Annotated in this window: 14 protein-coding genes; all 14 read right to left on the reverse strand. The window is 34.9% G+C overall.

Going from position 1 to position 17,572, the window contains the following annotated elements:
* Positions 1-89 precede the first annotated feature (89 nt).
* Entirely contained in the window at positions 90-1,010 is a 921-nt protein-coding gene (locus tag QTL86_RS17250; RefSeq protein ID WP_127065221.1) for a LysR family transcriptional regulator, read from the reverse strand.
* A gap of 144 nt (positions 1,011-1,154) precedes the next feature.
* On the reverse strand, positions 1,155-2,012 hold the full coding sequence (locus QTL86_RS17255) for a hypothetical protein (protein ID WP_410495596.1): 858 nt from the start codon (positions 2,010-2,012) through the stop codon (positions 1,155-1,157).
* A gap of 1 nt (position 2,013) precedes the next feature.
* Positions 2,014-2,373, reverse strand: a complete 360-nt coding sequence (locus QTL86_RS17260; RefSeq protein WP_410495597.1) for a hypothetical protein — start codon at positions 2,371-2,373, stop codon at positions 2,014-2,016.
* A 140-nt stretch (positions 2,374-2,513) separates the two neighbouring features.
* Positions 2,514-3,716 (reverse strand): glycosyltransferase, encoded by a 1,203-nt coding sequence (locus QTL86_RS17265; protein ID WP_410495598.1) that lies wholly within the window; start codon positions 3,714-3,716, stop codon positions 2,514-2,516.
* Between the two features lie 179 nt (positions 3,717-3,895).
* Positions 3,896-5,506, reverse strand: a complete 1,611-nt coding sequence (locus QTL86_RS17270; protein ID WP_410495599.1) for a hypothetical protein — start codon at positions 5,504-5,506, stop codon at positions 3,896-3,898.
* A gap of 251 nt (positions 5,507-5,757) precedes the next feature.
* Positions 5,758-6,057: a hypothetical protein gene (locus QTL86_RS17275; protein WP_127065218.1), complete on the reverse strand. Its 300-nt coding sequence runs from the start codon at positions 6,055-6,057 to the stop codon at positions 5,758-5,760.
* Between the two features lie 72 nt (positions 6,058-6,129).
* A complete protein-coding gene (locus tag QTL86_RS17280; RefSeq protein WP_410495600.1) occupies positions 6,130-8,379 on the reverse strand; it encodes a DUF4129 domain-containing transglutaminase family protein in 2,250 nt (749 codons plus the stop codon).
* Positions 8,380-8,393: 14 nt separating this feature from the next.
* On the reverse strand, positions 8,394-9,611 hold the full coding sequence (locus tag QTL86_RS17285; protein WP_410495601.1) for a DUF58 domain-containing protein: 1,218 nt from the start codon (positions 9,609-9,611) through the stop codon (positions 8,394-8,396).
* The gene (locus QTL86_RS17290; protein ID WP_410495602.1) at positions 9,604-10,539 is read right to left on the reverse strand and encodes an AAA family ATPase; all 936 of its coding nucleotides are present in this window, start codon (positions 10,537-10,539) and stop codon (positions 9,604-9,606) included. The genes QTL86_RS17285 and QTL86_RS17290 overlap by 8 nt, the downstream gene beginning before the upstream one ends.
* 330 nt (positions 10,540-10,869) lie before the next feature.
* Positions 10,870-11,502: a DUF998 domain-containing protein gene (locus QTL86_RS17295; protein ID WP_410495603.1), complete on the reverse strand. Its 633-nt coding sequence runs from the start codon at positions 11,500-11,502 to the stop codon at positions 10,870-10,872.
* Position 11,503: 1 nt separating this feature from the next.
* Positions 11,504-12,040, reverse strand: coding sequence for a PadR family transcriptional regulator (locus QTL86_RS17300; protein ID WP_410495604.1), 537 nt, complete (start codon positions 12,038-12,040; stop codon positions 11,504-11,506).
* Between the two features lie 248 nt (positions 12,041-12,288).
* On the reverse strand, positions 12,289-14,562 hold the full coding sequence (locus tag QTL86_RS17305; protein ID WP_410495605.1) for a glycoside hydrolase family 65 protein: 2,274 nt from the start codon (positions 14,560-14,562) through the stop codon (positions 12,289-12,291).
* Positions 14,563-14,582: 20 nt separating this feature from the next.
* Entirely contained in the window at positions 14,583-15,233 is a 651-nt protein-coding gene (pgmB, locus tag QTL86_RS17310) for a beta-phosphoglucomutase (protein WP_127065211.1), read from the reverse strand.
* A 10-nt stretch (positions 15,234-15,243) separates the two neighbouring features.
* The gene (locus QTL86_RS17315; protein WP_410495606.1) at positions 15,244-17,559 is read right to left on the reverse strand and encodes a glycoside hydrolase family 65 protein; all 2,316 of its coding nucleotides are present in this window, start codon (positions 17,557-17,559) and stop codon (positions 15,244-15,246) included.
* Between the last annotated feature and the right edge of the window lie 13 nt (positions 17,560-17,572).

The following is a 17,572-nucleotide window of genomic DNA, read 5'->3' on the forward strand; positions in this document are numbered from 1 at the left end:
AGCGGAATTCCGGAAGGTAGTCCTCATCCTCTCATTTCCACCTAGCAGCCATCAAGCTCATGCAAATCTAGGTAGTATCTACCTAGATTTCACCCCACTTTATTTTTTAAGTTCTCAGCAATTCTCTTTAATGCTTCTAGGTAAATCTCACCCAAATGAGTGAGGGTTGTATCCTTATGTATAATCGTTCCTACGCAGATTTTCTCATCTGCTTCCAAGGGAATAGATACAATATCTTCCCCATGAAGATATTCAGGAAATACCCCTGTTGAAAAGGTATAAGCATTAACACCTATCATCATATTAACTACTGCTGCTCGGTCGCTTACTTTAATGCTTTTTTTCACACTTCGAGTGCTTAATACCTCCTCTGAAAAGTAAAAAGAGTTTTGATCACCTTGCTCAAAGGATACACAAGGATAATCTTCTAATTCCTCTAGAGTAATCGTTTTATTTTGAGCCAGTGGATGATGCTTATATAAAAACACATGAGGTCTTGCTGTAAAAAGTTCGGTAAAAACTAAGTTACTTTCTTTTAAAAGTTTTCCAATGACTGGCGCATTGAAATCTGACAAATAAATAAGTCCAATCTCACTTCTAAGATTTTTCACATCATCAATAACTTCATAGGTCTTGGTTTCTCTAAAGGTGAATTCATACTCCTCACCTCCAAATTCCTTGATTAAGTCTACAAAGGCATTGGCTGCAAAAAGGTAATGATGAGTAGATACTGAAAAGCGCTGCTTCGCTGGCATTCCACTTAAATACTTTTGTTCTAATAGTTCCGATTGCTGAAGAACTTGTCTAGCATAGCCTAAGAATTCTGCTCCTTCAGAAGAAATTTGAATACCTCTATTGGTTCTAGTAAAAATTGTGATTTTAATTTCCTTCTCTAAATCTTTAATGGCATTAGATAAGCTGGGCTGTGAAATAAATAAATATTTAGCCGCTTCATTAATAGAGCCTTTATCGGCTATGGCCACTGCATATTTTAACTGTTGTAATGTCAAGAATCGTCCCTCCTCCTATTTTCTCTTTGTCATTATTCTTATTTCATTATAAAAAATACCTCACTATTTAGCCACTATTAAAAGGCGTTTAATACATTTATTCTTATTATACTCATCATTACTACAAAAGGGATTCTTTTATATTTAAATCTGAATAATCGCTCCCATGGTTGCCGTGGTTATATTGGCTATAATCACATAATACTTAATAATCTCTACTGGCTGGGTCTGAGAACAACAAATAAGGTATCTTTTATAAAACAAATATTCTAGCCAAACCACCAGAACCTCTAGCATTATAAAGGCCATACTAGTCCACTGAGCTAAACCTAGATAAAACAAACCAATGAGTACGGTATGTAATATAACTTGAGTGATTATATTGGCAACTATAATGACTGAATACGGCCCCACTCCAAATAGTTTTCCAATAATGCTTTCTACAATAATAGTAGAAATCATAGTAATGACTAGCATCTTTAAAAGCTCTAGTTTACTTCCTAGTATACTACTTTGCATGCCCTGTATGACTTGAACCTGCCTAGTATTGTAGTCAAAAAGCACCACTGCATTATATTCTCCAGGTGTGATTTGATTAGATATCAATAAACTGCCATCTGCCTTTTGTACAATAATCTTAAAGGTGTCTGGTAGTCCCATATACCCAAAATCATGTACCATAAGACCAGTGCTTTCACTTTTTTCTCCTGTTAAACCGCCATACATCCTAGGATTTCTTACAAAACCCGCAGCCCATCCATCCTCTTGATATTGGTATAATGGCAAGTCAAAATATTCTTCTCTTCCTTGATTGACTTTTTCTTCATCATCTGTGCCTTGCTTTATAAGAATATCTAGATAATAGTCTTCAGGGGCATTCTTGACATATATTTTTAATGATGGTTTAGGTCCCATATCTGCATAAGTCGTTATAGGAACAAGGAAAATTATATTGCATAGTCCTATAAAGCACATGATTCGTATGATCAATTGGTGTTTCATTTTAATGCTTCCTCCCTTCTTCATCAAATATGTCTAGCTCTTCTAATCTTTCTTTATTAAACCTAGTTATAAAATACCATATAACTACTGCCACGATTACTATTCCTAGCATCATTTTTCCTGTACTAGATGCAAACATCATACATATTAATAGAATGGTTACGAAAACAAAACTTGACCCATGCCCCCAAAACATCATTAGTCCTATGGTATTAATAATACCTACCACTATGAAAATGCCCCAGAAAGCTCTTTTGTCTTCCTCGTATAAATATCCTTTTTTAATGGCACGTTTTACTAGAAATAAAGAAATCCATGGTAAAATAAAATAGGTAATGACAATTAAAATATTTCTCATCATCTTATCTTTCCCCCCTTAAGCGTTCCCCTTTTATCCATCATATGCTTATAGTCTAATGATGAATCGTAAAAAGAAAAGAGGAGTTGCCCATTTCTAATACATCGCAAACTCCTCTTTTAAGTCACTTTTTTCTATTTATACTAGCTTACAATCGCTGTATGGTTATCATCATGTTGCTCTACATAACCTTGCTCTTTATTAGCTATTACTTTTTCATATAGTGCTTCAATCTTTTTACCAAAGATCTCACTACTATAAGATTGCACACTTTCAGCCGTATGTGCTTTTATTTCATTATATTTATCTGGATGATCCAATAAATCATTGATAATATGGATGAATTCCTCACTAGTCTCATAAGTATACCCATTATAGCCTTCTTTTAGGAGTGCCTTTAAGCAATCATCTTTTCTACAAACAATAGGCACTTCATTGATTAAAGCTTCAATATAAGTAAGACCTTGTGTTTCACTAGTAGAACCACTTACAAAAATATCACCTAGTTTGTAGTATTTATAGATTTCCATTTGATCAATCATACCTGCAAATACAACTGAGTCTTGAATCCCTAGTTGCTCTGCCATCTTTTCTAACTCTAGCCTGTATGGACCATTCCCTACAATCACCAAAGATATATTTTTTCTTTGTTCTACTAATGCTTTCATATTTAGCATGACTTCATCTAGATTTTTTTCTTTACCTACTCTACCCACAGTTACTATTACCTTATGACCCAGTGGTATGTTTAAAGTTTCTTTGAGAGCATGTTTTTCTTCCTGAGTAAGTGTTTTCATGAATCTAGTAAAATCAATACCATTTGGAATAACCTCTATGGGTGGTTCAATATGATAGGCTTCTAATATTCCTTTGGTTTTATTGGTAGGCACAACAACTGTGTCTACTGTCTTTAATATACGTCTTGAAAAAATAATAACTGCTTTTTTACCTAAGTTTTCATGTTTAGTAAAATAACTTGTATAATCTTGATATAACGTATGATAAGTATGGATAATTGGAATATCTAATTTCTTTGCTATCTTTCTAGCAAATAAAAAGGAACAAAATTCTGTTTGAGAGTGAATAATATCTGGTCCCCACTTGATAATTTCACTCACCATTCTACTCTTATAATTTACAGTTGCCCTTGCATCAGGATAGATATTGACACTAAAAGAACGAATCATATAAACATCGCCCTCTTGCCTAGAACAACCCTCATGTGCTAATGCTAAGATTCTCACATCATGTCCCCTTAACTTTAACTGAGTATATAATGTCATTACTGATGTTACTACCCCATTCACAATAGGTGCAAAAGCATCTGTCGTCAGTAGTATCTTCATAAGAAACTCCTCCTTAATATAACCCTTAACTCTTTATACTATTGTATAATAAACCATTTATATCCCCTAGTGCGTCATTTTTATTTCTTTTTAATCTCTCTTATGTTTTTTTAATCTTTCTTACATTTTTTTAATCCTTACTGAATCCCTATATGTATTGCTTTAAAGCCGTCTTCATCCTATTTAAATACTTCTTCTAACCTTAATAAAATATTAAGCTGCGATTTCCAGATAGCATCACTAAACATTTTACTAATCTCATTAACAGCTTCAGGGTTAATGGTAAGTACAATAACGAGTGCTACTATGATAATCAGGCTTATCCACACAAAATAATTCCATCTCGCTTCTGGAATTTTACCTAAGGTATCTACTAGCTTTGGTAATAATTGATTAAGTGCCCATCCCAGTAAAAAAAGCAAGAAGGTTACAGTAAATACCTTGGTTGCTACTTCCCAGAAATTTGTAGCGCCTATGTCAGCTACTAAGTTATTGAAATTTACACTTCTGTTAGTCGTATCACAATCTAAACTAAAGGAGAATGCTCCAAGCCTTGAAAATAGCCCTGCACTTAAACTTAAAATGGTGGCCACTACAAGTGTTTCTGCAAAACCTTGATTAAAACGAACACCTCGCCCTCTCCAATGCCTAAAGCTACTTAGAAGAATAACGCCTAAAACTAAAATCATCAGCACAAGAAAATAACTCCCTATTGGATTATCTAAATAAGAGACATTTTTCTTAAACCATGCCTCCATTGTAAAAAGCTCCATCTTTAGCTCCAGCAAGCTATTGGCATCTACTAAATAATCTATAAACGATACATGACCCGTTAATAAAGCACATAACAGCATTCCCATCAAGAAACAAAAAGTCTCTAAGAAAAGATGCAGCTGCGTAAAACTCATGGGCATATAAGCACCACTAAATACAATCTTTCCTGAAATCACTAAGGCTAAAATCACTACCGCTATAAAGATCATTCTTGCTATATAAATTAAAGTAGGCACTATTTGGTCGTATTTTTTAAATACCAGCTGCTTCCTTGCGAAAAAGGTTAGTGTAAAGAGCGTCAAAGTAAAACTCATTCCCCATAACCTTAAAAGGTCTACAGTAGAAATTATTTTTAAAGAAGGTCTAATTGCAGATGCCACATACTGTTCATATAATAAATTCAATCTAGAATCCTGCATAAGACCAGTAATTCCTTCTCCTCTTATGGTTAACTGCTTACTAAGCAAAAAAGCAACACCTGTCACTACTAGCCCATTGATCATCGCTATGGCAATATTACTATACATATCTCTGGTTCTTTTAGTAATGGCATAACGAAGCTTCTCCGAAAGCCATAACAGAAAAATAGTTATTCCTATAAAGAAAAGAGGTAACATGACTGTAAAACGGTATTCATCCATCTTATTAAAAACAAAATAAACCTGATTTTCTCCACCATACAACATGCTATACGCCATTAGCATAGGATTTGCTATAGTTTCTCTCATCTTATCATCAGCGCCAGATTTTTCAAACCAACTTAGGATGCGCTGAATAATCCCTGAATTTTTTAAATACATGGCTAATATACCACTTGCACCCATGCTTAACACAAGTGCTATACTTGAAAAAAGACAAGCTTCCTTGCACCAAGACCTTCTTCCTTGTTTAATTCTAGCAACAACGCTCTCCTTTGTTTGATGAAGTTCTTCTGCTATTTCTACTAGTTCTGGCTTTTTTTCCTCCACCCTTAACTGTTCCTCTTGCATAACCATGTCACTTTTCTTTTGAAACATCCAATCCCCCCATAATACTTTCTTTTATGTTGCACCCTTATCTCTCTATTCATAATAAATTCTATCAGTCTCTTTTTCTTCTTAGGAATCTACTATGCTTTAATTTAAAACTGAATATTTGAAATTCAACTCAGAATAACATCATTATATAACATACTGTCTTGTATTTATAGCATAAGCGTTAAATTTTATCACCTATATAATAAAAGTGGGGCATGAGACTAACTTAATTAGCTCCATGCCCCACTTTCTTATTGATTACTGCAAAACTTCACATATTGGTTAAGTGCCTTATGTAAAACATTCCCGCTTTCATTGTTCATATTAATATACACATGACTCTTTTTAATCGCTGAAATAGCACCTTCTAACTCACCGCTTTGATTCATACTGTAAAGCCTCTTATCAATAACACCATTCTCATACATAGCATCTGACAGGTGACTTACCCCTTTAATATAGCTCTCAATCGTCTTTGCCGGAATAGATTTTCCTGTTTTTGCTACCGTCTCATTTTGTAGCCATCTTCTAAAAGCCTCTTTTCTATTCATAAGAACCTCCCATCAAAGTAATATACTACTTACTTTAATGTATTCGGTCCAAGCTATTTCTAGCACTTTTTTCTAAATAGACTTTGATTTTTTCCCGAGACCTCTATAGGCTTTAACCGCTAACTTAAGCTCCTCACGACTAGGAGGTTGATGACCAAAGGTACTTTTTTCAAACAAACTTACTACTAACTCTATAGAAAAACCTTCATCTGCCATACGTTTTTGGTATTGACTAATAGTTTCCTTTTCCTCCTTTGGATAGCCCTTCTTTTCTAGGAGAAATAAGGTCCTTCTCATTAAGTTTTCTATTCCCCACTTAGTAGGTTTTAAATGCAGTAGCAGGAGCCAATAGATAGTCTTTACTCCGTGAACAAACTTAAAGCTTAAGAAAATACAAAGAACAAAAATTAAACTTCCTAGACCTAGCTGCATATAATCCGCTGCTATCATTTGTTTGGTTTTCTCAGGCTCTAGGTTGTCCTGAACGATTGGGGGAGTAGGGTCAAATAACATCCAACCATAGGCCGGAATATAAACTTCTGCAAAAGCATGGGCGTCCTTTTCTCTAACCACATAGGTATTGGTTGTTCCGGGCTTCTTTTCTGTAACTAAATACCCAGTTACATACCTTGTCGGCAAGCCTACAGAGCGGCACATGAGTACCATACTACTTGCAAACTCTTGACAAACGCCTTGCTTTTGATTAAAAAGAAAGTCATAAACATCGTCGCCTTGTTGGGCTGGTTTACTTTGAAGATTATAAATATAATTCTCTTTTAAATAGTTACAAATGGCTTCAGCTTGTCCCCAGTCAGATACTTCTCCTTTAATAACTTCTTTGGTTAACTCGTAAATTGGATATTCTATCTCTTCTGGTATCTGTAAATAGCTTTGTTGTACTTTTTGATACTGTACTAGGGGCGTATAGGTTCTAAGAAGCTTTGGAATAAGTTCTATATTATAGAGGCCATCTTCTCTGTAAGCTTGTAATTCTTTGTATAGGTTAATAAAACGATTATGACTTAAGCCCTTTAAAAAAGCATATTCTCTACTTCCTTGCTTTGGCGTACGATCGTAATAGCTGACCTGATACCAAGTAGGTTCAACGAGACGGTCACTATGAAAATAAATGTTTTCTAGATTACCATAATAATAGATTCTAGAAGCTAAGCTATCCTGAATGTCAGTAAAACCATTAATGGTAAAATAATTGACTTTATTAATAGGGTTTTGATTAATGGTATATCGCTTTTTCATAGTAATGGAGCTTTCTCTATTTAGAATTTGCTTATACTCTGAAAAAAGCTCCGGCTTTTGAGTCCTAAGCCATGCCATTTCATTTAAAATAGTAGCAGTCTGACTGTATTCTGCCTCTATATATGCCGGCCTAAACTCAATGTAGCTTTCATAGGAACTATCTCCTACTTCAAGCTCCCAAGCATTATTAATATATTTTTTATAAGCTACTTCTCTAAGGTAAATAGGTTCACTGGCATCCACTTCAAATAAAATAACATCCGATAAAACTAAATCCTTAGTAAGCTCAGAGCTAGCTGGCAAATTATTATCTAAATTTGCTTGTGTTCCAAAGTTACTTCTTAAGTTCTTTAGCCATCTAGTCCCCGGCAACTCTTGTACTTTGGGCATATTTGTTCCTAATCCCCAGAGCACTAAAACCATTATGGTAAAGGTAATGAAATAATGTCCTGGCTCAAATATATAGCGCGTGTGGTGCATTTTCCCTTCTGCTTTTCTCATAAATAGCACTAGAATAAGAACTCCTGAACCTATCATCAGACTACTAATTCTTGTAAAATGGTTAAACCCTTCTCTTGTATACACAATTAATATAATAGAAAAGATTAGAATCCAACTTGGTGGTAACCAACGATCTATTTTATCACCAAGCATCTTACTAAGAGGTTTTCCGTATAACACAACAGTCACAAAAAAATAGTTAACAAAGATATAGGTAGCTACTTCAAACTCTATAATAGATAGATTCTTATCAAAAAGATGAGAAAGCCAATATAAATAACTAATCTTCTCCGTATAAGCAGCCTGACTCATTAAATAGATAGCTATAGTAAATAAGCAGACGGTGATGATCTGAAAAAGAGGAAAAATGTAGCTTCTCTGCTCGCTATCTATCTGAGCTATAGCTAATAACTTTTTACAAAGACTAATAAGTAAGCCTTGTATTAACACTAAGAGAGTCAATCCAATAAGTAAATGAAAACCCCCGTATAAACTCATACTTAAAACTAGTAATATACTTACTAAGCTTGTACCTATAAACTTAGTTGTTGTAGGTTTACCCATCTTTATCCTCCTTTCTATAGCTTCTTCAGCTCATAATCCTTTGTTACTTGCCAGGCTTCTATGTCTACGGTGCTGGTTTTATTAATGGCTTTTCCAACACAAAGCAATTTAATATCCTCCGGCTTCTTACGCCATGCATCCAAATAATAAAGCACTGCTTGGTCTATATCTTGGGCAACTACTATTTTCAGACCTTGCTCCTTCTCTATTCCCTTTAGAAAGGCTCTTAAAGCCCCTCTATAAGTCCTATCCTTTGAAGATTCCAGTTGCTCATAGCTGGCTAATTTTTCTCTTAGGTATTGAATTTCCCTGGCATACTTTAAAGAAGCCTTAATCCAATTTCCTTTTTGATAATACATAAAAGCTACTTGATGCCCCTTGGCTACTAATTGATAACTTAAAGATAAACTAGCTGTTAAGCTTCTATCTTGTAATTCATAGCGTAGCTTTTCTTCCTCAATATGACTCCCTATTGGGTTTAAAATGAGGAGTACACTTTCTCCATCTTGCTTTCCTGTTTCTCTTTGTCTCACTAAAAGCTGATTCTTCTGTGCAAAGATTTTCCAGTGCAGGAGCTTTGGTGAATCGCCTGCTTTATAAGCTGTAAGATCCTCTGCTACTTCTCCTTCTCCGCCTAGCTTAGCACGATTTTGGCTTCCTCTACTATATCCTATTTCTGTGCCTGCACCTAAAAATTCATCTACTTCTAACCCTTCCCTAACTTCTGGTAATACCTTTATTTTCGGGTTATCAGGTAAAGTTATAGTTCTTCGATACAGACCTAAGTAATCTTTTAAAAATACATCTTCAAAACCCACTGTTTGTTTACCACTTAGCTGTGCTTCATAAACTAAAGCCAGCTCTTTAACAGATCCACTTCCAAGAAAAAGGCAGTAATTTTGTTTTTCCTTAAGACTTAGTCTATATCCATCTCGAGGGAAAATATGTAAATAAGGCGTAGGCCAAAAGCTATTATTTTTTACCTTAATAATAACTTCTAGCTGCTGCGCCTTTTGAACTTTGCTAGGAACAGGTTCTATAACCATCTCTATCTTTTTACTAACCAAGAAGAAATGAAATGTATCGAGTACGATGCTAATAAGAAGTAAACAAAAAAGGTCTATGGTGATATGATCAGGCTTTGTATAAGCTAGTACCCCAGACACTAATACGATTAAGATAAAGGGGACATTAGTCGTATCATCTTGGGGTAATTTGAACTTCTTAAACATGGAAAACAGGTGGTGTTATCTGCTCAAGTACCTCTTTTAAAATATCGCTAATTTGTGTACTTTTCCACTGAGCTTGAGTTTTTAACACTAATCGATGCCCAACAACAGCCTTTAATACTTGTTGCACATCATCTGGTGTAGCATAGGAGCGTCCCCCTACCATAGCTGCACCTCTTGTCGCTTTTAATAAAGCAATAGTTCCTCTGGGGCTTATGCCCACTTCTACCATTTCATGATGACTAATAGCTTCTGCTAAATCTAATAGATAAGCTTTAACTTCCTTACTTACTACAACTTCCCTTAGTTTTTTCTTGGTAGCCTCTAACTCTTGCAGGCTAACCACTTGCTTTAAAGCTTTAAGTGGTTCCACCCCTTCTGATTGCTCTAATATTTCCTCCCACTCTCCTCTAGAAGGATATTCTAGATGAAGCTTCATAAAGAAACGGTCCATTTGAGCTTCTGGAAGTGGATATGTACCTTGACTTTCAATAGTATTTTGAGTGGCAATAACCATAAAGGGACTAGGTAGTTCCCTTGTAACACCTTCTACGGTCACTTGTCTTTCCTCCATGGCTTCAAGTAAGCTTGACTGCACTCTTGGCGAAGCTCTATTAATCTCATCAGCTAATAAGAAATTACATAAAGCCGCCCCTTCTTTATATTCTAGCTCTCCAGTTTCTTTGTTATAAAGGCAAAAACCTGTTACATCTGACGGAAGCACATCTGGTGTAAATTGCACCCTCTTAAAGCTACCTTCTACACTACGAGATAAAGCTATAGCCAGCTTAGTTTTCCCTAGGCCTGGTGCGCCCTCTAATAAAATATGTCCTTCGCTTAAAAGACAAATCATCATTTGTTCAATGATATCATCTTTCCCTATAATTACTTTCTTGACATTGCTTATCATTCGTTCGATGATACCTTCCATCCGTACCTCCTGCGTCACTTTCATTAATTTATTTACAAATCATTTACAAAATTGCTCTTACACAAAAATCTCTCATATCAATAACCAAGGCTTCAAAAACACCTTGCTCACTTCTCTATAATTGGGGTATGTTCAATAATTAAGTTTATTATAGCATATAGTTTACACATATTTATTATTTTATAAATTACTATCACAAATTCTACTCTAGCTGTTTCAACACCGTATCAACCTAATACTGAGCGATCTGGGGCATAACGTAAAAATGAGAGGAAACAACTATCTTACGGTATTTCCCTCGCATTTCTATTAGCCCCATAATTGGTTCTTCTATTCTTTTAATAAGCTTAAGACTATATAAGGTATATACATTAATAAAAAAGAAAGCCTCTGCCATAGTCCGTTATAGATTAATAATTTCTTAATTCCACTGACTGATTGTGTCACATTGTCCCCAGATACAAATGCCCCAAATGTTAAAATAGCCATTAACCAACAAATAAGTAACCACCTAGCGGCTAAAGGATGATTTTTCCATAATAACATAGTGGCGAATAAACCTCCTAGAACAAATAATGTACACCCTATAGCTGATCCATAACCATGTAGTTTTTCAGCAAGGGTTAGCATCTCTTTTGAATCTCCTACCGAAAATATACTTGATACCAAGCAATCCAATATGGCATAGCTAATTGTAACCATTAGTAATAACATACTAGGGATGTACCATGTGCTTTTGTAGCTTGCAAACAATTTAAAGCCAATAATGATAAATCCTATCCCCAAACAAGCCATCCAAAAGTTATAAACCAGTCTTACAGGAGACTTCTTTGCACCCAGTACACTAAGTACCATCTTCATATGACTATACTTAGGATAAAATGCACCTAATATAAAAGGTGTTACTAGGCAGTCTAATAAAACAAGTGTTATTACAAACTGTGTCATTTTATTGATAGTCATCCTAGTCACCTTCCTTTATACTTAAAAGCATTCTATTAGCGCTGACTATTTCAGCTTCTACTATATCTTTCATACGTTCAATATTATCTATTATTAGTGGTGAAAGATTGGATTGCCTCAATTGACTAATATTTTCTTGTATCCCCCTTTTATATTCATCTAACATTTGTAATCTTTTATTTAACAACTCTATTATCTCATTTTTATGTAAAATACTTAAATAGCTTGCCGCTATTGAGAATGTCGTCGTATCATAATCCATATTAAGAAAAGCCCCATGGATGGAAGTCTCTAGAATCTCTTTTCCTTTTGATGATATAGTGTACACTGTTCTTTCTGGCATATTCCCATTTTTCTCTGTGCTACCAGTAATATATCTCTTCTTTTCTAAGACCTTAATGGTGCTATATACTGTAGAATCAGATATATTAAACCACCATTTTACTTGCATCACTTCTAACATTTTTGTTATTTCATACGCTCCTTTAGATGATTCATTAATCATACCTAAAAGCAGCATCCCTGGTTTTGATAACACAATCTTTCTCCTTTTTATCTATAGTACTTTATATATAAAGTACTATAGATAAAAATAATTATCAATATTTTTAATATATTTGAACTATTTTTTATTAAATCATCACTCAGTTATTCTTCAACTTCTAACGACCCGAAAATATCCAGTTTGGCCCTAATCTAAAAGAGCTATCCAAAAACAATTAGTCTTTGGATAGCTCTTTTGAGTTAATTTTATTTATTTGATATTCTAATATGACCTTACTTTTTCTATATCTCCAGAACAGTATCTTCCTCTACTAAATACATAACACCTTTAACTTTAATTTGAATACTTTGAGTAGTAAACACCTCTAAAATTGTCTTATCTTTTTGCATCTTCACCTTAATCTTAGCTCCCTTGTGAAGGAAGGTGAAGCTTAAGCCATCCCACTTAGCTGGCAGTTTAGGTTCTAAACTAATATGGTCTTTTTTAATTCTAAGGCCTGCAAAACCATAAACGATAGCCATCCAAGTACCACCCATGTTAGCAATATGCACACCATCTTTAGTATTATTGTGGGTATTATCAAGGTCTAATCTAGCTGTTTCAATGAAGTATTTATAAGCTTTATCTTCATAACCTATTTTAGAAGCAACTATACTATAAATCGCACAAGATAAAGAAGAGTCATGGGTTGTAATTTTTTCATAGTAGTCATAAGACTTTTTAATAGCCTCTAAATCTACATCGTCTTCTAATAAGAAGTGTGACAACACCACATCTGCTTGCTTAAGTACTTGATAGCGGTAAATAGTAAGTGGGTGATAGTAAAGTAATAACGGATAGTTTTCTTTTGGTGTGTTTTCAAAATCCCACACAGCCTTTGATAAGAAACTATCATCTTGGGCACAAATACCTCTTTCTTCATCATAAGGCAAGTACATATTTTCACTGGCTCTTTCAAAGCTATCTAGTTCTTCTTGTGTTAAGCTGATTTTTTCACAGATTGCCTTTAATGCCTCTGGGTCTGTTTCTTCTAATTCTTTAACCCATTTACCAACTGTACTTAAATTATACTTAGCTAATTGATTGGTATAGTAGTTATTATTTACAATAGCTGTGTATTCATCTGGACCTGTTACGGCATCTATTCTGAATAGACCCTTTTGGAAATGTCCAATTTCTAACCAGATTCTTGCTGTTTCACAAATAACTTCTAGGCCAAAGTCTTTAATAAACGCCTGATCTCCTGTTGCTAAATAATATTGAATATAAGTATAAGCAATATCACCATTAATATGGTACTGTGCGGTGCCTGCTGGGAAGTAAGCTGAGCATTCTTTCCCTGTAATCGTTCTCCAAGCATAAGCTGCTCCTTTACGGTGACCAAGTTCTTTAGCTCTAGCTCTGGCTTCATCTAGAATATGATAACGATATCTTAACAGTTGTTTTGCAATCTCTGGATTACATAGTGTAAAGAAAGGCATGACATAGATTTCTGTATCCCAGAAATAATGTCCCTCATATCCTTCTCCACTTAAACCTTTTGCTCCAATATTACTTACCTGGTCTTTTCCTACACCTTGTAATAACTGATAAATATTAAATCTTAAGCCTTGTTGAAGCGCCTCATCTCCTAAAATTTCAATATCTGCCACTTCCCAAAAAGTGTCCAAATAAACCTTTTGAGCTTCTTTAATAGTCTCAAAGCCTTGCTCACTTACTTGTTTAATTAAACATATACCTTCTGCTACAGGATCTGTATGCCTTCTTGTATCGGTATATACATTATACTTAGTAAATTCAATAACAGCATTGCCTTTATCAAAAGTATATCTTGCCGCAATGGATTTCTCAGCCACATCGACTTCGATGCCTGCCTCACAGTTTGTTCTATGAGTTGTAGTAAGGGCTACTTGTAACTTAGAAACCTTCGTTTCACCTACCACTTGTAAAACCTGATTTTCCTCTGCTACTTTTACAATGTTTAAAAGCTGAGCATGCGAAGCGCCTACCCTTGGGTCATTAGGGTTTGTATAGTTTTCTACGTTTCCATCTATAACAGACTCAATAATGACCTCTTCATCAAAGTTGATTTTTTCTATATGGTAATGGATAGCAAATAACTCAAGGGTTGTAAAAGAAGCTAGACGTGTAATGTCTATTTTAACTTCTTTACCCCTTGGAGAAACCCAGTGGATTTGTCTTGTGTAATAACCTTCTTTTAGATTCACAAAACGTTTTAGGTCTTTAAGCTCACCTTCAAATAGATTAACTCTTTCTTCCCCAATGGTTACAAATACTGTCTGCCCATCCATGACATTAACAATTTTTTGTAAGGTTTCAGGAAAGCCAAAAGCTTTTTCACCGTAAGTAATAGTTGCTTCTTCATAAAACGCATTGATATAGTTGCCTCGTATACTTACCTTATCAGCAGGATACCCTTCTTCAAAGTTCCCTCTAATCCCTATATAACCATTTGCCACATTAAAAAGACTTTCATTTTTAAGTAAGCTCACTTGGTCAATTTGATTCTCTTCTACAATCCATGCTTTAGTCATTTTGTTACACCCCATTACTTCTATTTAAAAGTGTCTATTGTAACTTGATCAAGCCCTGCTACAACTGTCTTTGCATTTGGTAAATTCTCTGCACTACCAATCCCGATGCATCCCATGCCCGCAATATGCGCTGCTTCTATACCAGCTACTGAGTCTTCAAAAACAACACATTTGCTTGGCTCAACCCCTAATCTTTGTGCGCCAAGTACAAAGACTTCTGGGTCTGGTTTTGCTTTAGTTACATGATTACCATCTACGATGGTATCAAAGTATTTAACGATTCCTGTACGTTCTAATATTGGAAGTGCATTTTTACTTGCTGAACCAAGTGCTACTTTAATCCCGTTTTCTTTAAGGGCTACAAGTAAGTCTTTCGCTCCGCTTAATAATTCACTTTCATCAAGTTCTCCTATAGATTCTACGTACCATTCATTTTTAAGGTTCGCTAATCTCTCACGTTCTTCCTGGCTCATGTCTTCTTTACCAGCAAGCTTACACATGATATCCATACACGCCATACGGCTTACACCTTTAAAGTCTTCATTTTGTTCTTCAGTAAAATCTATGCCTAATTCTTTACCTAGTCTTTTCCATGCTAAGTAATGATATTTTGCTGTATCTACAATTACACCATCTAAGTCAAATATCGCTAAATCGTATTTATTGCTCATCTTGTCACCCTTATCTAGTTATGTTTAGTCCGTTTTGTAATGTCACTTCTTCACCTTTTACAAACACAGTTACCGTTTCTTCACCTAGGTTTGTAAGGGTGATTTCTTCTTTTTCTATCTTAGCTTTTAAAGTCTGACCTTTATAAATCATGTTAAAGGTAATACCTTGAATTTCTTCTGGCAGTCTTGGGTTAAAATGAAGGTCCGTTCCAATCATTCTAAGCCCGGCAAATCCATTAATGACGCACTGCCAAATACCGCCATAAGATGCAGCATGAACACCAGCATCACAGGATTTCATATCTTGCCCCAGGTCTATAGTGGTTGCTTTTTTAAATAACTCATAGCTATAGGTTGTGTTACCAATATCATTTGCAAGTATGCAGTAAGTGCTAAAACTTAAAGATGAATCATGTAAACAATAAGGTTCATAATAGTTGAAGTTAGCTGCTTTTATTTCATTACTCCAGTTCTCACCAAAGAGTAAGAAAAGTACCATAATATCTGCTTGTTTAGATACCTTAAATTTACTAATTTGATCTAAGTTGTAGTCTTTTAAGATACCCATTACATTATTTCTATATTTAGTAAGATCAATTTCTTCAAGTGCTCTATAAGTCGTATCTTGATCAATAATTAAATCTTCACCTGGTACTGGAATATACACTTTGCTTGCACGCTCCGCAATAGTTGCCATCATCTCATCTGTTATTCCTATTTTTTTAGCAAGGCGCGCATACACTTCTGGTCTATTAGCTTTAATGTCGTTATAGCATTTTACTGCATAATCCATATTCCATTTAGCAAGATAGTTGGTATACGCATTATCATCTATGTGCTCTGTGTACTCATCTGGCCCTATAACATTAGTGATATGAAGTAAATCATCTTCCTTAGAAGTTTCAAGTCTTGAACTCCAGAAACTTGCTGTTTCAAGGAGGATTTCATAACCATAGTTATCCATAAACTCTTGGTCACCTGTAAAGTTGAAGTAACTATACACACCAAAGGCAACATCACTTGTGATATGAATTTCAATAAAGCCTGTTTTAATACGTTCTCTTTCTCCTGTATAAACGTCCATACCACCATAAATAGGTGTTACTTCTCCATCTTCTGGATTAGCTGCTTCCCAAGGGAACATAGCGCCTTCAAAGCCATTTTCCTTAGCTTTTTTCCTTGCCCCTTCTAAGCCATGATAACGATATTCAATAAGACTCTTAGCCACTTCTGGGTTTTGTACAATGTATCTTGGTAAAAGGAATACTTCTGTATCCCAGAAAGCATGTCCTTTATAACCTTCACCTGATAAGCCTTTTGCACCTATATTCATACGTGGGTCATGAGCTGGTGTCATAGCAAATAAATGATACATGGCATAATTAATAGCTAATTGGTCAAATTCATTTTTAGAACGAATCGTAATAGCATCTCTAGACCAAAGCTTCGTATCTAATGCCGCCATACTTTCTTTAAGAAGTGCTTCATAGCCCTCTTCCATGATGTCTTTTAAGATCAGATAACTTTTTTCATTATCTTCGCAGGCTACATTTTTATTATCAATGGAAGTGTAGTATGTAATATACTTCTCTATTGTTAGGGTACTTCCTACTGAAATATCAAAGCTATATTTTTGGAAAGCTTCTCTTCTGTTCATCAAAGGCTGTGGTAAAGTATGATCTTCTACGTCGTCTAAAAAAATACGGTGCGCTGCATTAATAAAGAAATCAATCTTTGACTGAGTCGTTGTTAGTTTCGTAAAGATAAAACGTTTCTCAAAAAATCTTCTTGTATCATCAATAAAATGTGCTTCACCTGAGTTAGTAGTCTTGCTATCAATACCAGAGATAATGACGATTTGAGCATCTTTATTAAGTGGTGTTATTTTCACCCTTTGCGCTGCTAAATGTAAATTATCTGCTGATACAAAGCGTGTAAACTCAAAACTAATGAGGTTATCTTTTGTTTGATATTTAAACGTTCTTGTTAATTCACCTGTTTTAAGGTTAAGTGTTTTATCATAATCCATGACATTATCTTCTGTTAAAAAGAATCTTTTGCCATCAATAATAATTTCCATCGAAAAGGTATCTGCTGTATTAGGAAGTTCTGTTGGCTCATACCCTGGCCCTTTATTAAAAGTACCTGCAATAAAAGTGTTTGCTGTCTTTTTAGGATAATTTTCTTCCGCAGCCCCTCTAATGCACATGTAACCATTCCCTTGACACATGATTGTTTCTGTCTTGCCTAAGTTGTATTCATCAAAACAGTCTTCTGTTATAAGAAAGTTTTGATACTCTCCAGTTCCTTTGTTGTATAGTATCATGGCTTTTCTCCAT

This window comes from Cellulosilyticum sp. ST5 (assembly GCF_046529625.1).
GTDB lineage: Bacteria > Bacillota > Clostridia > Lachnospirales > Cellulosilyticaceae > Cellulosilyticum > Cellulosilyticum lentocellum.